The 15,297-nt window shown below is 52.3% G+C and carries 18 protein-coding genes; 16 read left to right on the forward strand and 2 right to left on the reverse strand.

Annotation, left to right across the window (positions count from 1 at the left end):
* Window positions 1-63: 63 nt before the first annotated feature.
* Window positions 64-921 (forward strand): ABC transporter permease, encoded by an 858-nt coding sequence (locus FHS19_RS05180; protein WP_376771836.1) that lies wholly within the window; start codon window positions 64-66, stop codon window positions 919-921.
* Window positions 922-1,006: 85 nt separating this feature from the next.
* Window positions 1,007-1,855, forward strand: a complete 849-nt coding sequence (locus FHS19_RS05185; protein WP_183581451.1) for a carbohydrate ABC transporter permease — start codon at window positions 1,007-1,009, stop codon at window positions 1,853-1,855.
* A gap of 124 nt (window positions 1,856-1,979) precedes the next feature.
* On the opposite strand, the gene FHS19_RS05190 is transcribed toward FHS19_RS05185, so the two are convergent.
* Window positions 1,980-3,566, reverse strand: coding sequence for an ATP-binding protein (locus FHS19_RS05190; RefSeq protein ID WP_183579553.1), 1,587 nt, complete (start codon window positions 3,564-3,566; stop codon window positions 1,980-1,982).
* Window positions 3,567-3,803: 237 nt separating this feature from the next.
* Here FHS19_RS05190 and FHS19_RS05195 point away from each other — a divergent pair, with 237 nt between their 5' ends.
* The 13 genes from FHS19_RS05195 (at window position 3,804) to FHS19_RS05255 (ending at window position 14,522) form a co-directional block, all read left to right on the forward strand.
* Window positions 3,804-4,088: a hypothetical protein gene (locus FHS19_RS05195; RefSeq protein ID WP_183579556.1), complete on the forward strand. Its 285-nt coding sequence runs from the start codon at window positions 3,804-3,806 to the stop codon at window positions 4,086-4,088.
* A gap of 257 nt (window positions 4,089-4,345) precedes the next feature.
* Window positions 4,346-5,212 carry a class I SAM-dependent methyltransferase gene (locus FHS19_RS05200; protein WP_183579559.1) on the forward strand — a complete coding sequence of 289 codons (867 nt, stop codon included), beginning with the start codon at window positions 4,346-4,348 and terminating at the stop codon, window positions 5,210-5,212.
* A gap of 196 nt (window positions 5,213-5,408) precedes the next feature.
* Window positions 5,409-6,386: a phosphotransferase family protein gene (locus FHS19_RS05205; protein ID WP_183579562.1), complete on the forward strand. Its 978-nt coding sequence runs from the start codon at window positions 5,409-5,411 to the stop codon at window positions 6,384-6,386.
* Window positions 6,387-6,575: 189 nt separating this feature from the next.
* Complete coding sequence (locus FHS19_RS05210) at window positions 6,576-6,821, forward strand: spore gernimation protein GerQ (protein ID WP_183579566.1); 246 nt, start codon at window positions 6,576-6,578, stop codon at window positions 6,819-6,821.
* 13 nt (window positions 6,822-6,834) lie between these two features.
* On the forward strand, window positions 6,835-7,221 hold the full coding sequence (locus tag FHS19_RS05215) for a spore coat protein (protein WP_183579569.1): 387 nt from the start codon (window positions 6,835-6,837) through the stop codon (window positions 7,219-7,221).
* Window positions 7,221-8,357: a zinc-dependent alcohol dehydrogenase gene (locus FHS19_RS05220; RefSeq protein ID WP_183581452.1), complete on the forward strand. Its 1,137-nt coding sequence runs from the start codon at window positions 7,221-7,223 to the stop codon at window positions 8,355-8,357. The genes FHS19_RS05215 and FHS19_RS05220 overlap by 1 nt, the downstream gene beginning before the upstream one ends.
* Before the next feature lie 33 nt (window positions 8,358-8,390).
* Window positions 8,391-8,600: a hypothetical protein gene (locus tag FHS19_RS05225; protein ID WP_183579572.1), complete on the forward strand. Its 210-nt coding sequence runs from the start codon at window positions 8,391-8,393 to the stop codon at window positions 8,598-8,600.
* Window positions 8,597-8,902, forward strand: coding sequence for a spore coat protein (locus tag FHS19_RS05230; RefSeq protein WP_183579575.1), 306 nt, complete (start codon window positions 8,597-8,599; stop codon window positions 8,900-8,902). Before FHS19_RS05225 ends, FHS19_RS05230 begins: the two co-directional genes overlap by 4 nt.
* Window positions 8,903-9,080: 178 nt before the next feature.
* The gene (locus FHS19_RS05235) at window positions 9,081-11,087 is read left to right on the forward strand and encodes a Na+/H+ antiporter (protein ID WP_183579578.1); all 2,007 of its coding nucleotides are present in this window, start codon (window positions 9,081-9,083) and stop codon (window positions 11,085-11,087) included.
* Window positions 11,088-11,321: 234 nt separating this feature from the next.
* The gene (locus FHS19_RS05240) at window positions 11,322-11,657 is read left to right on the forward strand and encodes an alpha/beta fold hydrolase (RefSeq protein WP_221223873.1); all 336 of its coding nucleotides are present in this window, start codon (window positions 11,322-11,324) and stop codon (window positions 11,655-11,657) included.
* A 328-nt stretch (window positions 11,658-11,985) separates the two neighbouring features.
* Entirely contained in the window at window positions 11,986-12,744 is a 759-nt protein-coding gene (locus tag FHS19_RS05245; protein WP_183579582.1) for a TrmB family transcriptional regulator, read from the forward strand.
* Window positions 12,745-12,899: 155 nt separating this feature from the next.
* The gene (locus FHS19_RS05250) at window positions 12,900-14,084 is read left to right on the forward strand and encodes an MFS transporter (protein WP_183579585.1); all 1,185 of its coding nucleotides are present in this window, start codon (window positions 12,900-12,902) and stop codon (window positions 14,082-14,084) included.
* 33 nt (window positions 14,085-14,117) lie between these two features.
* Window positions 14,118-14,522 (forward strand): hypothetical protein, encoded by a 405-nt coding sequence (locus FHS19_RS05255; RefSeq protein WP_183579589.1) that lies wholly within the window; start codon window positions 14,118-14,120, stop codon window positions 14,520-14,522.
* A 77-nt stretch (window positions 14,523-14,599) separates the two neighbouring features.
* Here FHS19_RS05255 and FHS19_RS05260 read toward each other — a convergent pair whose 3' ends face one another.
* On the reverse strand, window positions 14,600-14,725 hold the full coding sequence (locus tag FHS19_RS05260; RefSeq protein ID WP_183579592.1) for a winged helix-turn-helix transcriptional regulator: 126 nt from the start codon (window positions 14,723-14,725) through the stop codon (window positions 14,600-14,602).
* Window positions 14,726-14,962: 237 nt separating this feature from the next.
* On the opposite strand from FHS19_RS05260, the gene FHS19_RS05265 reads away from it, so the two are divergent.
* The gene (locus tag FHS19_RS05265) at window positions 14,963-15,142 is read left to right on the forward strand and encodes a hypothetical protein (RefSeq protein ID WP_183579595.1); all 180 of its coding nucleotides are present in this window, start codon (window positions 14,963-14,965) and stop codon (window positions 15,140-15,142) included.
* Window positions 15,143-15,297 lie beyond the last annotated feature (155 nt).

A 15,297-nucleotide genomic window follows, 5' to 3' on the forward strand; every position in this document is an offset into this window, starting at 1 on the left:
TTGCCGAAAGCACGCAAGCAGACCGTTCTGAATACGTTCAGGCGGGACCATCAGCTGTGGATCATGATTTTCCCCGCGATTGTCGTGATTTTTATATTCAACTACATCCCGATGTACGGCATTCAGCTGGCTTTCAGGGACTATAGCTTCACGAAGGGGCTGACCGGCGGAGAGTGGAGGGGGCTGTTCTACTTCCGGCAGTTCTTTGAAAATTACATGTTTGTTGATCTGATGAAAAATACGGTGGTCATCAGTGTCGCCACGATTGTGCTCAGCTTCCCCGCCCCGATCATTCTGGCCTTACTCATCAATCAGGTCAGGTTGAAGCGGGCCAAGAAGACGCTCCAAACGACCGTGTATTTGCCGCATTTTATCTCGACCGTCGTCATGGTCGGTCTGCTGAGCGTGCTGCTCTCGCCGAATTCGGGAATTATCGGGCACCTCCTGCAGTGGTTTGGCCTCGGGGATGTCAACCTGCTGGGGTCGACCAAGACGTTCGTGCCCGTATACGTCCTGTCGGAAATTTGGCAGCACGGCGGATGGAACAGCATTATCTATTTGGCCGCTTTGTCCACCGTGGATCCGCAGCTGTACGACTCCGCAAAGATGGACGGAGCAAGCCGCTGGCAGACGATCCGGTATGTCGATATCCCCGCCCTGGTGCCGACAATCATTATATTATTCGTACTCAGCATGGGCAGTGTCCTTGGAACGGGCTTCGAGAAAGTATTTCTGATGCAGAATCCGCTGAACCTGCCAGTTTCCGAAGTCATTGCCACCTATGTGTACAAAATCGGTATTATCAGCAGCCAGTTCAGCTATTCGGCCGCCATCGGCTTGTTTAATACCGTCATCAATTTTATCTTCCTATTCATCATGAACATGATCGCCAAGCGGTTCTCGGACATCAGTCTGTGGTAAAAGGCGGCGATTCCGAAAGGAGCATGAAGCATTGATACTTACACATCGTAAGCGCCGGAGTACGGGGGATGTTCTGTTTCAAGTGATGGTCGCCGCCCTGTGCGTGCTGATTTTTCTGATCGTAGCCTATCCGCTGTACTTCGTCGTCATTGCATCCGTCAGCGATCAATCGCTGGTGTCGACCGGCCAGGTGACGCTGTATCCCAAACATATCAGCTTTTTTGGCTATCAGGAAATTTTCAAGGATGCCCGCATTTGGACCGGATACAAAAACACGATCATTTACACGGTGCTGGGTACGGCGGTGAACCTGCTGTTTACGCTGCCGGCCGCCTATGTCTTGTCGCGGAAAGAGTTTCGCGCCCGCCGTTTTATCATGTTTGCCTTCGTGGTCACCTTGTTCTTTAACGGCGGCCTGATCCCAACCTATCTGCTGATGAAGCAGCTGCACCTGACCAATTCGATGTGGGTGTTTATCATCCCGTTTTCCGTCAATGTGTACAATTTAATTATCGCAAGGTCGTTTTTCGAGCATTCCATTCCGAAAGAGCTGCATGAAGCAGCTTCCATGGACGGCTGCAGCCACTTCACTTTTTTTGTGAAAATCGCGCTTCCGCTGTCCAAGGCGGTTGTGTCCGTCATCGCCCTGTATTATTTAGTGGCGCATTGGAACGATTTCTTTACCGGACTCATTTATATTCAGAGCAATTCGCTCCAGCCGCTGCAAATCGTGCTGCGAGACATCCTGCTATCCAACCAGGTGTTTTCATCCGGGGCGGGGTCCGGCGGAGCCGCCGGAGGGTATGCGCAGCAGTATGCGGATCAGGTCAAGTATGCCGTGATCATCGTATCCACGCTGCCAATTCTGATGGTGTATCCATTTATTCAAAAGTACTTTGAAAAAGGCGTCATGATCGGCTCGGTCAAGGGTTAGCGGAGCGGATTCACGCCACCACGAATGAACAAAGCCGCCAGGCAATAGTGCCTGGCGGCTTTCGTAGTTCGAATCATCATAATGATCGGACCTTTAGAATCGTTTCGATAGCACGGATCGACGATTAAGCTCCTTCGGTCAATACCGGCAACGTTATCGTGAAGACGGATCCTTCGGATTCCATGCTTTTGACGGTGAGCGTGCCGTTGTGGTCCTGAATGATCTTATGGCAGATGGATAGGCCGAGGCCGGTTCCTTCTTCCTTGGTCGTATAGAACGGATCGAAGATTTTCGGTAGCAGGTCTTCGGGGATACCTTTTCCCGTATCAGACACGTCAATAGTGACAGCCGAATCCGTTTGCTGCACCTGAATATGGATATGACCCGGCTGTTCCATCGCCTCAATGGCATTGCGCACCAGATTAATCAGCACTTGTACGATTTTATCCCGTTCCATTTCAACCATGACGGAATCGCCGACATTCTCCATGCTGATGCTGTGCCCTCTGGAAGTCACCTGCGACTCGGTTAAATTTCTTGCTCTTTCCACGCAATGCGAGATGGGCTCGGGGCGGATGTTGCCAAGATGCGGTTTGGAAAACTGCAGAAACTCCGCCGTCAGTTCGTTCATGCGGGTGATCTCGTTGGTGATGATGTCGACCCAAGGCCCGATATTGTACGACTGCGATTTGGACAGGTGGATGAAGCCTTTCAGCGTCGTGAGCGGATTCCGGATTTCATGGGCCATGCCCGCGGCAAGCTCGCCGACGATTTTCAGCTTTTCGCTTCGGAACATTTCTTCCTCCCGCTTCAGCCACAGCATCCTCTTTTTCTGAAACAGCCGGTCTTCAGCCAGCATGATAATATCATGCGAGGTTGTGCTTTCCCGGGGAAACCGCGCCGTGCTGTAGGTCACCTCATAGCCGAGCTTGCCTGATTCAAGAATATCCTGGGCTTGTCCAAGACTTCCATCGGTATCCGGGATGACCATCGCGAACCGGTCCCCGGCATAACGGGAGATCGCGAAGGCGCTCGAGAAATAAGTCCGGATGATGAGCGATATTCTCGTCAAAATTTCGTTGCCGCCGCGGATGCTTTCCTTATTAAGGCTTTTGAAGTCCTGAAAGTCCAGCAGGATCAGCACAAATGGCGACTTTTTTGCCTCAACCAGTTCGTTGACGGCACTGACATAACCATCGTAATTCAAAAAACCGGTCAGCGGGTCATGCGATGCAAGAAATTGGTTTCGCCTCAAAAGACGCTTTCTTTCGATTTCGGTCGTGACGAGATAACGCATTCCAAGGACGATTAATACCAGACTAACCAGATCGTAGACCGAAACCAAGAGGTTGTAGCGGTCCCAAGGAAGGTAGCTTAACCGGATGACGGTATACATCATGGAATAAGCAAAAGCCAGCGACAGCGTATACTTCAAGTTTCTCGTATTCCGGGTTTCCATAATAATCAATATAAAATAAATAATTTGCGTCCAATTGAGCTGGGAACTCCAATGGAAGAAGGCGAGGCTTACAGATTGGAGAAGCAAGGAACGGCTGCTGGACTCGGTGGAGAAAATCATAACCGCCGTCAGCATCGCTCCAGAGAGAAATAGCAGAAAGATGCTGTCGGCTTTGCCCAACAGAAGGGAAGATAACATGATAAATGTAGTTAAGGAAGGAATCAAGACGTGTCTTGTCTGTTTTACGATCATGTTTATGCTCCTAGGGAAAAAAGTAAAATTCAGCAAGCCCTTATCTACTGCCATTATATCGGATAGGCCCTGAAAACAATGTCGAATTTCCGTGTCGCCTTGGAAATGATCATGATTTTTTTTCTCCTATGGAGAAAACAGATTTTATGGTATAAATGACCTCATAGCCCGCCGGATGATTTCGGTGTGGAGGGATGCCGGAAAGATCCGGCACGAACGAAAACCAGGGGGAGTGTCATGCGGACGTATTTTGTCATCAGCCAGATCATCTATGTGTTATGTTTTGTTCCGTGGCTGTTGATTTGGGGAATTTCGTTTATGGGGTTTGACAACGGAATCAGCGGAGCGGCCATCGCCATGGTATCCGTGATCGGCGTTTACCCGCTCGTCACCATTGCCTGTGCCATTATGGCCTGGGTGTTCTACAAGAAAAGAAAGAGGGCGGCGGTTATCGTGAATTCCATTCCGCTCTTGTGGGTGCTTGGCATCGGCGTACCGGTGCTCGCAGTAAATCTTTTGTAAACGTTACAAAGAGCATGAACCGTGCAAAACCCGGCATATTCAGGATATGTCCTGATCTGCAGGGCTTTGTGACTTTTTACAGCATTAGCCATTGCTACGGGTCGTCTACCGGGAGAAGGACGCTCGAGCAGAGTTCGGACAAAGCCTCATAAAAATATCCCGCAGACTCCATTTAAAGCTATACTTTTCCGGGGATATCCACTATTGTTGACTGTGTATCCGTATGGATGACCAGTGCAATCGGGGAGTGTGAAACAGTGGAGTCTTATGATTGGGATGAGAAGATGGGGTATTTGCGCCGGAGAATGAATCTTTATTATAATGACGACTACATCGCGTTTTTGGTCAAATCGGTTTGGAAATGGGAAACTCCGGTTCGGATCGTCGATTTCGGCTGCGGATTCGGGCAGTTGGGCTTGACGATGCTTCCGCACTTGCCGGAAGGCTCAACCTATACGGGGATCGATCCGGGAGCAAGGCAAATTGACACAGCCAAGGAGCTGTTCGCACACCTGCCCTGGAAGGCCGAATTCATTCAGGCGGAGCTGGAGGAGGCTGAACTGGGCCGCGCCTTTGATGTCGCCGTATCGCACGCAGTGCTTATGCATAGATCCGATCCTCTGCAGCTGCTGGCTAAGATGGCCGAAAGTGTGAAGGACGGAGGAACGGTCATTTGTTACGAGCCTCACGGCTGTGCGTCCATGTCGAGCTATTATTTTGCGGATGTTTTATCTACGGAAGTCATGCCGCTTGGCCCCCTGCAGAAGCTGCATGAACAGGATGCTCTGCGGACCGGGAAGGACGCCAACATCGGCATGAAGCTGCCGGTTTACTTTTCGCAGTTGGGGCTGCGCCGGATCGAGAGCAGAATCAGCGACAGGGTGAACTATTACGACCCGGCTCAGGATTCCGAGGAGACGAGGGCTTTGTTCAGCAACCTGCAGTTTGAATGCCCGGGGCAGGAGGAAGACTTTATTCAGACGCTGAGTGAGAGGGGGCTAACGCCTGAGGAAGCAAAGCGGCTCTATATCGCCGAGGATCTGTTATCCCAGGTGTATACGCCGTCGATTGCGTTTGCCCATGCGCCGAGCATGAAAATTACATTCGGTACGGTGATCCGATAAACCCGTGCAACAAAAAAGGAGCTGTTCCCAGGGTTCATTAACCTTCCGGGACAGCTCTTTTTGCTTACGACCGTTTGTAACCAGACCTTATTCAACATCATAACAGAACCGAAAGAAACAGTCTATATTTTCGGCAGGGACTTGGGTATAGTTGGTGATGCCGGCAATCCAAATGATAGAAACGGGGAAAGCAGAAATGGAAATGGTATGTCATATTTCCGAGTCGGATTTAACGGATTATGCCAATCGGGTATTCGGATCGGGTTACGCCATCTCACGGATTACGCGGCTGAACGGAGGGGCCCAGAAGGTCGTCTATCAACTCGATTTTCTGAACGGTTTCTCCTGCATGCTGTACGTTTGGGACTTATCCATGAATTACTTTCGGGAAGAAATCGAAGATTCGGATCATGATATGCGGTCCTATGGAGCCGACTTGTTTGACGAGAACAACCGAATATTAACCCAGTTGGGCATTCCCACGCCTGAGTTGTATGACCTTAACCAGGAGCACCGGGAATATGCGTTTGATTATGCGCTTGTCGAACGTATTGATGGCAGCAAAGCAGAAGACTATTTTGCACAGCCGGATACAACGGATAAGCAGCGATTGTTTCGGCGAATCGGGGAGATGGCTGCCAGGATGCACGACTGCGTGAGAGATGTACACGGGCGGCCTGGTCAAAACAAGCCTCCCCGGAAGTCCTGCCAGCAGGAGCTGGGGGACAATGCCGTCAGACAGATCGCGTATGCCGCCTCTTATTTGCCTGAGATAGCGGCCGCTAAAGAAGGGCTTATGTCCGTTCTTCAGGAATTTTCATCGCGGATTCACCCAAGGACATCTTACGGCTTGATTCATGGCGAGCTTGGGCCGGACCACATTTTGGTGAATCCGAATCTGGAGCCGTATCTGATCGATATTGAAGGCGTAACCTATTTTGACATTGAGCATGAGCACAGCTTTCTGGAATTTCGGTTTGGGGAGTATTACCGGTATTTTCGTCAGGACCATCTTGATCCTGACCGGATGGCCTTCTATCGCCTGCACCACCATATATCCTTGATCGGAGGCGGTTTAAAACTGCTTCACCGCGGCTTTCCCGACCGGCCGTTTGCCCAGGGGATCGTGGATCACCATCTAAAGTGCGCTCTGCAATATGTTCATAATAAGTGAAATAGAATAAATTCCAGCCGATACATTCCATTAACTATAGAAGCCTCTCTCAGAGGCTTCTTTTTTGTGCGTAGCGCCGGCAGGCAAATTTTATGGTCCCGGGAGTGCCGCTGAGACTGAATCAAGCCATAAGCAGGGGGATAACCTATCTTTGCAGACATCGTTAAATAAAGGAGGTACAGGTCAGACGTGAAGGATTTTCCGCTCGCACCCCATGAATCGATCGATCTTCATGAAGTGCTGAATTTTAAAACGCTCTGCGTTGCCAAATCGAAGCTGATGCAGGGTGTGGTTTTCGACAAGGAACTGAAGGCACTTATGCAAAAAGACGTTGAACAATCCACGCAGGCTATCAACGAGCTGAAAGCGGTTTACGGAAGAGCTCCGTTTCAGGCTCCGGTTCCGGAAAGCAAGCCTGCCCCTATCCTAAATTGAAGGTGATACTCTGATGAACAACGATGATCTGGATCCGATCAATTCGCTCAACATGCCGGAGATGGCCGATATGACGTTTGCCGTGGACTTTTTGATAAGGGCGAAGGAGGGGGTCCGCAATACCGCGGTTGCCCTGACCGAAACCGTATCGGCAGAAGCGAGGGAACTGCTGAAAAAGCAGCTGAAGCAGGGGATTGCCCTCCATCAGGAAATCACCGAGTTGATGATCCGCAAGAAATGGTTTCACCCGTATGAGCTGCATGAGCAGTACCAGCTGGACCAGCTGTCCGCCAAAAACACGGCTATGATTGCCGGGATGAACCTGTTCCCCGCAGATACTTCGCGCAAAGGGATGTTCGACCGGACGCCCGATGAGCATATGGAGGAAAGCCGGGCATGATGAAGGCCGTGACGTATCAAGGTATCAAAAACGTCGTCGTCAAGGACGTGCCCGATCCGAAAATCCAAAAGCCGGACGACATGATCGTCAAGCTGACCAGCACCGCGATTTGCGGCTCTGACCTCCATCTGATCCACGGCATGATCCCCAATCTGCACGAGGATTACATCATCGGTCATGAACCGATGGGTATTGTGGAGGAAGTGGGGCCCGAAGTCACCAAGCTGAAGAAAGGCGACCGGGTCATTATCCCCTTTACGATTGCCTGTGGTGAATGCTTTTACTGCAAAAATCATCTGGAGAGCCAATGCGACAATTCGAACGATAATGGAGACATGGGCGCGTATTTCGGCTACTCCGGAAACACCGGCGGTTATCCGGGCGGGCAAGCCGAGTATTTGCGGGTTCCGTTCGCCAATTTTACGCACTTCAAAATTCCGGAAAACAGCGAGCGGCCGGATGAAAGCCTGGCATTAATCGCCGATGTGATGCCCACCGCCTATTGGAGCGTAGACAATGCCGGCGTCAAGCAGGGCGATACCGTCGTGGTACTCGGGTGCGGACCGGTTGGACTGCTGGCGCAAAAGTTCTGCTGGCTCAAAGGGGCGAAGCGGGTCATCGCCGTGGACTATGTGGATTATCGGCTGGAACATGCGAAGAGGAACAATAACGCAGAGACCGTCAATTTCGAGCAGCACGACAATGTTGGCGCATACCTGAAGGAAATCACCAAGGGCGGAGCCGACGTGGTGATTGACGCGGTGGGCATGGACGGCAAGATGAGCGACCTTGAGTTTCTGGCGAGTGGCTTGAAGCTGCAAGGCGGCACCATGAGCGCCCTGGTTATAGCTTCCCAGGCGGTTCGCAAGGGCGGGACCATTCAGATTACGGGCGTGTACGGCGGCCGCTACAACGGGTTCCCGCTCGGGGACATCATGCAGCGCAATGTGAACCTCCGCGCCGGACAAGCTCCGGTCATCCACTATATGCCTTATATGTATGAATTGGTGGCGACCGGCAAAGTTGACGTGGCCGACATCATTACGCATGTCATCCCGCTCAGCGAAGCGAAACGCGGCTACGAAATGTTCGATACGAAAACGGATCACTGCATCAAAGTCATTTTAAAGCCGTAGAACGCTTGACAACACAAGGGAGTGAAGTTCTTGATGAATCCAACGTATGCCATGCATGAATTGCTGGAGGTGCATGAGATTGCCGCCTTCAAGACGGTCTGCATGACGAAGTCCAAAACGATGCAGGCGCTGGTTACGGACCCCGAACTCAAGCTCATTCTCCAGCAGGATGCCGCGATGTCATCCGATCAGCTGGCCGAGCTTGCTGCAGTCCTGACCAAAGGAAAGGAGACGCTGCAATGAATCCCGTACTGGAATACATGACCGGCATGAACAAATTGACCGACGACGTGATCGCCATGGACTTTCTGGTTACCGCCAAGAGCGGCGTCCGGAATTTGGCGATGGCGGTTACGGAATGCGTCACCCCGGAAATCAAGGGCATCCTGGAGCAGCATTTGGAACAGGCGATCGATACGCATGAGAAGATCACCAAATACGCGATCGCCAAGGGGCTGTATCATCCTTTCAGTGTGCAGGAACAATTGCGCGTCGATTTGCAGCAGATTCGGACCGCGCAGAGCATTCCTTTTCCCTCGCCGTAACAGCTAGATTCGAAGCTTAACCGCATACGTAATAGACAGGCAGCCGGCTGTGTCATACAGCCGGCTTTGCTATTATGGTTTACCTCTATTGGATGGCTTACATCGACTCATGAATTATCCCTCTTCCGGGCATGTTAGCCATATCGACATTTGGCAGAAAGAGGGCAGGAAAACACCTATGGAATTGTTATTGTTGGTCATCGTTCTTCTTATTCTGATCGGCATATCGAACATTATCAATCACTTTATTCCGGCGGTCCCGGTTCCACTGATCCAGATTGCGCTGGGCGTCGCGGTCACGTTCATTCCCGGCATGCATCATGTGCCGCTGAATCCGGAATTGTTCCTGCTTCTCTTCATCGCACCGCTGCTCTTTAATGATGGAAAAATGACACCGCGCGACGAGCTGTGGCAGCTGCGGTCGTTCATCCTGCTGCTCGCCCTCGGCCTCGTATTTGCCACCGTGCTGATTGCAGGGCCGTTCATTCACTGGCTCATTCCGGCCATCCCGCTGTCTGCGGCTTTTGCGCTGGCAGCCATTCTGTCTCCGACCGATGCGGTGGCCGTCAGCTCGCTGTCCGGCCGGGTGAAGCTCCCGGGGCGCATCATGCGCCTGCTCGAAGGTGAGGCGCTGATGAACGATGCTTCGGGCCTGGTTGCTTTTAATTTTGCCATTGCCGCTACCGTCACCGGCCATTTTTCCCTGCCGCGGGCGATTGGAAGCTTTATCGTGATCGCGGTCGGTGGGATTGTGGTCGGAGCACTGCTCGGCTTCCTGGCCATTTGGCTCCGCATGCTGCTGCGCAGGCTAGGGATGGAGGACGTCACGTTACATATGCTGATTATTATTCTGACACCGTTCCTGATCTATTGGATTGCCGAGGAATTCCACCTTTCCGGTATTTTGGCCGTCGTTGCGGCCGGCGTAACCCATGCAATCGAACGTGACCGGATGAGGGCGGGTTCGGCGCGCCTGCGCATCGTTTCCGACAGCACGTGGTCGGTCATCCTGTTCTCCTTGAACGGTCTCGTGTTTTTGCTGCTTGGACTCGAAATTCCCGGCGTCATCCGGACCGTCTGGAAAGACGAGGCATACAACAACGGCCAGGTGATCACCTATATCCTGCTCATTACAGCGGTATTGATCGCCCTTCGTTTCTTATGGGTATGGGCAGCCAACCGCCAATTCCGGTCCGCCCTGCTGACAGCGCTGTCTGGGGTCCGGGGGGCCCTGACGCTGTCGGCGGCTTTCTCCATTCCATTGACACTGGCCGACAACAGTCCTTTTCCCGAGCGGGACTTGATTCTCTTTATCTGTTCAGGTGTCATTCTGCTGACCCTGATCACTGCCAGCGTTTTGCTGCCCATCCTGACCCGCAGTCCCCAGGTGGATCCCGCGCTTGCAGAGGATGCCGAGAGACAAGCGCGCATTCGTGTGATTGAGGCAGGTCTCCGAACGGTCAAAGAGGAGAAAAACGATGAAAACCGGCAGCAGGCTATCGAGCTGATCGCTGCGTATTCCCGCAGGCTGCAGATGTGCAGATTCCGGGATCGGGCGGAAATGAACCGATTATGGAGAGAGGCAGTTGAAATTCGGCTGGAGGCGCTTGAGGCGGAGAAGGATACCGCGGATCGATGGCTGGAAGAGGAGCGAATATCGCCAAAACTTGCGGATCGGTTCAAGGCCACGATATCGCGGGTCGAGCTGCTGCTGTCCACCCGGCTCAAGGTGAAGAAGCTGATGATCGTCGGATGGTCGGCCATTTCGCGGCTGTTTCAAGGCGGTAAACGCAAAAAAGCCCGCATGACGCCTGAACATCCGAAGTGGAATGCGTATAAGGCGCTGAAGCTGGAAGCGATCCGGGCTGCGATTGAGCGGGTAAAGGGGCTGGAGACAGCAGGCAACCGGGATACCATCGCCATGATTATTGCCGATTACCGGGGGATGGAGCTGCATCTGGCGCAGGATCCTGCACATGAGGAACGGGCGGAAGAGATGGAGGCCGTCCGCCGGGAGCTCGAACTCAAGGCCATTCAGTCGGAGCGTAACGAAATTCAAAGGCTGTTCGAGACGGGTGAAATCAGCCGGGCGCTGGCCAACAATTTAAGGCTGGATGTCAATTATCACGAGGCGCATCTGTTTGAATCGCAAACTGTCCATGAAGAGGAAGGGGAGCATGGTTAGAAAGCTGCTTTGCCTTCCCTGCTGAGAATGGTAAAATAAGCTCATTCCGGTTGGGGAGGGGAAAGGATGGAAGCTTGCGTTAACGGGATCAAGCTCCATTATGTCGATGAAGGAAGCGGCCTCCCGCTGATCGTATTGCATGGACTTGGTCTGGCCGTTCACTCAATGGAATCTGTCATTCACTAGTTTAGTACTGATTTTCGTGTAATCGCCATCAATGCCAGAGGGCACGGACTGTCGGATAAGCCGGCAGAATACAGTCTCTCGGATCATGTCAGGGACGTCATCGCAGTGATGGATCTCCTGAAACTGGACAAGGTATTCCTAGTGGGCGGATCGATGGGAAGCTATGTTGCGCAAGGAGTCGCCATTACCGCTCCGGAGCGGGTGGAGAAGCTGGTACTTGTCACTCCCAAGTCGAACGGCAGAACCTCGTCGATGGCCCGATTATTCAGCGAGCATGCCGAGGAACTCAAAGGCATGGACACCCAGGCAAAGGTGCAGCATGTAAGCCGGTTCATGTTTCACAATCTCTCTTTGGTCGAAAAGTGGATGCGGCATGTTCAATAGGGAGGAACGAGCTTGGCGGAGGAGGAGAACGCGGCCTCCAACCGGGCGCTCGAAGGGTTTGATTTCCGTCCCGATCATGACCGGATTACGGCGGAGACGCTGATCATCACGGGAGATATGACGGTCTGAATCCGCCGGAGTGCGTCAGGGAAATCGCGGATGCCTTCAAGGGAGCCCGATTCGTGGAGTTCCTCCATTCCGGGCATGCGCCTCACGTGGAGGAGCCGGTGCGGTTTGACGAAACAGTAAGAGGCTTCCTGCTTACGACTCCGGAACAAAGCTGAAGATTGCACCGACCAAGCAGCAAGGAGAGCGGGGGAGAAGAGTCATGTTACATAAATTCGGATTTTCACAATATGAGAGCAAGGTTTACGAGGCGTTGGCGTCGGCGGAGCAGCCGATGGACGCCACGATGATCGTGAAGCATTCCGGCGTGCCCAAGGCGAAGATATACGAAGTAATCTCCCGGATGGTGGAGAAGGGAATGGTGCTGGAATCCGTTTCGGAAAAAAAGAAGCTGTATACCGCATTGCCGCTTCCACTCGTGATCGAGAAATTAACGTCAGAGTTTCAGTCGGACATTCAGGAGCTGGAGCAGCATAAGGTCCAGAAGGCGGTCATCGACGACCAAGTCTGGAGCTTGAAGGCAGACTCCTCAATCGGCTCCCAGTTAAAGCAGATGATGGAGAATGCAGAACGCTCGATTCGGTTTTCGGCATGGGAGGACGATTTTCACAAGTATCTGCCTATTCTGCTGGAGAAGCAGCAAGATGGCGTCAAAGTGGAAGGCGTCGTAATTGGCGATACGCCTGATGGCCTGGCCCAGATCGTCCCGATGAAGCCAAGCGAGCAGCATGTCATGCTAGAGCGGTTCAGGCTGCTGATCGTAGACGACCGCGAGGTCGTATTCGCCGGCGTGGAGAATGATTCGTGGCAGGCGATCAAGACCCAGTCGCAGCCGTTTGTGCGCGTGTTTACGGACTATTTCCATCACGATTTGCTCCTGGCGAAAATAACGGGCAAATACAATGATATTTTGCTGAACGACGAGGAGATTATGACGGAATTGCTTCAGTTGAAATATTAAGTACGCTTGCGCCAAACGGGTGGACCCGGATCCACCCGTTTTTTTTTATGCAAAAAATAGGGGTTGATCCTCATATTGAATTAGGTTACCATTTCAGTAGTAACCCATAGGAAAAATGGACAGAGAGATTTTTACAGAGGGGAGTTACATGCTGCATGAATTTTAAAATTTATATTTTAGCGATCGCCTGCTTCGTGACCGGAATGGTGGAGCTGATCGTCGGAGGGATGCTGGATCTCGTATCATCGGATCTTCATATTTCGGTGAGCACGGCCGGTCAGCTGATCACTTTGTATTCTGTGATATTCGCCGTATCGGGTCCCGTACTGCTAGCGGCAGCTTCGAGGGTCGAACGTAAAATGCTGTACCAATGCGCCCTGCTGGTCTTCATCGCCGGCAATGTGCTTTCGGTCGTCAGCCCGAATTTTACGATGATGGTCATCGCGAGAATTTTGTCTGCGGCCAGCGCGGCGCTCATCACCGTGCTGTCGATTACGATGGCATCCCAGATGGCGGAACCGGCGTACAGGGCCCGGGCGATCGGCGTTATCTTTATGGGGGTCAGCGGTTCCCTCGTACTGGGCGTACCGGTTGGCATGATGCTGGGCAACGCTTTTGGGTGGCGCGCTCCGTTTGTCATGATCTCCATTCTGGCCGTTATTTCGTTCATTGCGGTGCAGATATTTATTACCAAGACGCCTCCCAGTGAGACCGTGCCGCTGCGCAGGCAGCTGGCTTCCTTGAAAAACGGCAAAATCATTTTTGGCCAGCTGATAACGATATGGATGCTGACCGGTCATCTGACTTTATATGCTTATCTGACGCCGTTTTTGCAGGAAACGCTGCACCTGAGTCCGTCCATGCTCAGCCTGTTTTATTTTATTTTTGGTATCGCGGCTGTTTTGGGCGGCGGGGCAGGGGGCTGGGTCACCGACCGGTTTGGACCTGAGAAAAGCATTCTGACCATTGTCAGCGTGTTTGCCGTGGCCATGCTTCTAATGCCGGTATCTACGGTTTCGGTGTATGTCTGCCTGATCGTGATGATCATTTGGAGCATGCTCAGCTGGTCGATCTCTCCTTCGATGCAGAGCTATCTGATCAAAGCGGCGCCGGAAACACCGGACATCCAGCAGAGTTTGAACAGCTCGGCATCCCATATCGGTATCGCGCTGGGCTCGGCGATTGGGGGCATGGTGATCGAAGGATCGTCGGTATATTACAATGCCTGGGTTGGCGTCATTTTCGTCCTGCTCGCATTGGGGTCCGCGGTGCTGTCGATTACATGGACAAAGCGCCGTTCTCAGTCCCCTTCGGCAGCGGGCGTTCAGGAAACATCATGATGGAGGTGAATTCCGCTGTGGCGGCACAGCGGAATGTCGATGGAACAACAGTGGAATATGGAGCCCGCCAAATGCATGGCGTTGACCGTTCAGTTGATGCAGGGCCGGAGGGGCCCTGAGACTCGCGGTAACGAAGAAGCAGACGGCTTTTACCAAGAGTTGGGGCGGTTTGCCCAAGACCCCGTCATTCACCAGCTGCTGGAGTGCGGAGAATTTGAATTGGTTGATGTGGGGGATTCCGGTATATTTGCTTTCAAACGAAGCATGGACCATCATCGGCTGCTGATCGTAGCGAATATGAACAAGGAGGAAGCGGTATTCCGGGTTGACGGGATAACAGGTGGACAGAAAGTAGTATCTGTCTATCCCGATACCGTTCCGTCCGAAGCGATGCGGCTGCGGCCATATGAGGCGTTTGCGGTATTGATCAACGATTGAAGAGGAGGGGAAATCCCTCCTTTTTTTTGTGCTCGGATAAAGTATTTTAGTATAAAGGGTGGTTATCTTAATGTTGCCTAGTTGGAGTTGGATTGTTCTAGGTGGCCGCCGCCCATCGCTTTTTTATAAAAGCTGCCCCATTCCGTGATCTGCATGATGACCGGTCTGATTCTCTGACCGAACTCGGTCAGCGAATACTCCACTCTTGGGGGTCAGCGTTTTTTCCGAAAAAAACGTATATTGGGGTGCGGTCCTGATCCTTGTCAGCGATCTTGCGCTGATCGGCTTGTTATATGAATCGGGAGAGCATTTAAGCAAAACGGTGCTGTATCTGCTTATGTTTCCTAGCAGGATCAGGCCAGGGAGTCATTGCTCCCCCGCTGCTGCAGACGATACTTTTTCGGATCCGTCAGCAAGATTCAGGAGCTGCCTCGGGAATCTTGACAACGATGACCCAAATTTCCCAAGCATTGGGGATAGCAGTGCTGGGCGGCGTGTTTTATACGCTGGCTGAACATAACGGGTACGTTACTGCTTTCAGAGACGTGCTGTGGGTCCTTCTTGCCTTAGGCATGGGGACGCTGCTTGGTTTGATGAATTTGATTCGCCTCTATAAATGAGACCTGCGCTGACTTGGAACTTCCAAAGGAGAGAGTGGTAGCTTTCCAAAGAAAAGACAGTGTGGCGTCTATGAGCAGAAGATCGAAAGGGTCGAAACGAATCAGTCGCCCAAATCCGAAAGTGAGGTTGGGGGTTGTCATGAGGACGCTAAACG

Origin of the sequence: Paenibacillus rhizosphaerae (assembly GCF_014192015.1) — a bacterium.
Classification (GTDB): Bacteria; Bacillota; Bacilli; order Paenibacillales; family Paenibacillaceae; genus Paenibacillus_AQ; species Paenibacillus_AQ rhizosphaerae.

Excerpts from the sequence above, each read along its gene's own strand:
- FHS19_RS05250 (WP_183579585.1), top strand. The coding sequence starts at position 12,900 with ATGAATTTTAAAATTTATATTTTAGCGATCGCCTGCTTCGTGACCGGA.
- FHS19_RS05180 (WP_376771836.1), top strand. The coding sequence starts at position 64 with ATGATTTTCCCCGCGATTGTCGTGATTTTTATATTCAACTACATCCCG.
- FHS19_RS05195 (WP_183579556.1), top strand. The coding sequence starts at position 3,804 with ATGCGGACGTATTTTGTCATCAGCCAGATCATCTATGTGTTATGTTTT.
- FHS19_RS05245 (WP_183579582.1), top strand. The coding sequence starts at position 11,986 with ATGTTACATAAATTCGGATTTTCACAATATGAGAGCAAGGTTTACGAG.
- FHS19_RS05190 (WP_183579553.1), bottom strand. The coding sequence starts at position 3,566 with ATGATCGTAAAACAGACAAGACACGTCTTGATTCCTTCCTTAACTACA.
- FHS19_RS05205 (WP_183579562.1), top strand. The coding sequence starts at position 5,409 with ATGGAAATGGTATGTCATATTTCCGAGTCGGATTTAACGGATTATGCC.
- FHS19_RS05220 (WP_183581452.1), top strand. The coding sequence starts at position 7,221 with ATGAAGGCCGTGACGTATCAAGGTATCAAAAACGTCGTCGTCAAGGAC.
- FHS19_RS05225 (WP_183579572.1), top strand. The coding sequence starts at position 8,391 with ATGAATCCAACGTATGCCATGCATGAATTGCTGGAGGTGCATGAGATT.
- FHS19_RS05235 (WP_183579578.1), top strand. The coding sequence starts at position 9,081 with ATGGAATTGTTATTGTTGGTCATCGTTCTTCTTATTCTGATCGGCATA.
- FHS19_RS05185 (WP_183581451.1), top strand. The coding sequence starts at position 1,007 with ATGGTCGCCGCCCTGTGCGTGCTGATTTTTCTGATCGTAGCCTATCCG.
- FHS19_RS05215 (WP_183579569.1), top strand. The coding sequence starts at position 6,835 with ATGAACAACGATGATCTGGATCCGATCAATTCGCTCAACATGCCGGAG.
- FHS19_RS05230 (WP_183579575.1), top strand. The coding sequence starts at position 8,597 with ATGAATCCCGTACTGGAATACATGACCGGCATGAACAAATTGACCGAC.
- FHS19_RS05255 (WP_183579589.1), top strand. The coding sequence starts at position 14,118 with ATGTCGATGGAACAACAGTGGAATATGGAGCCCGCCAAATGCATGGCG.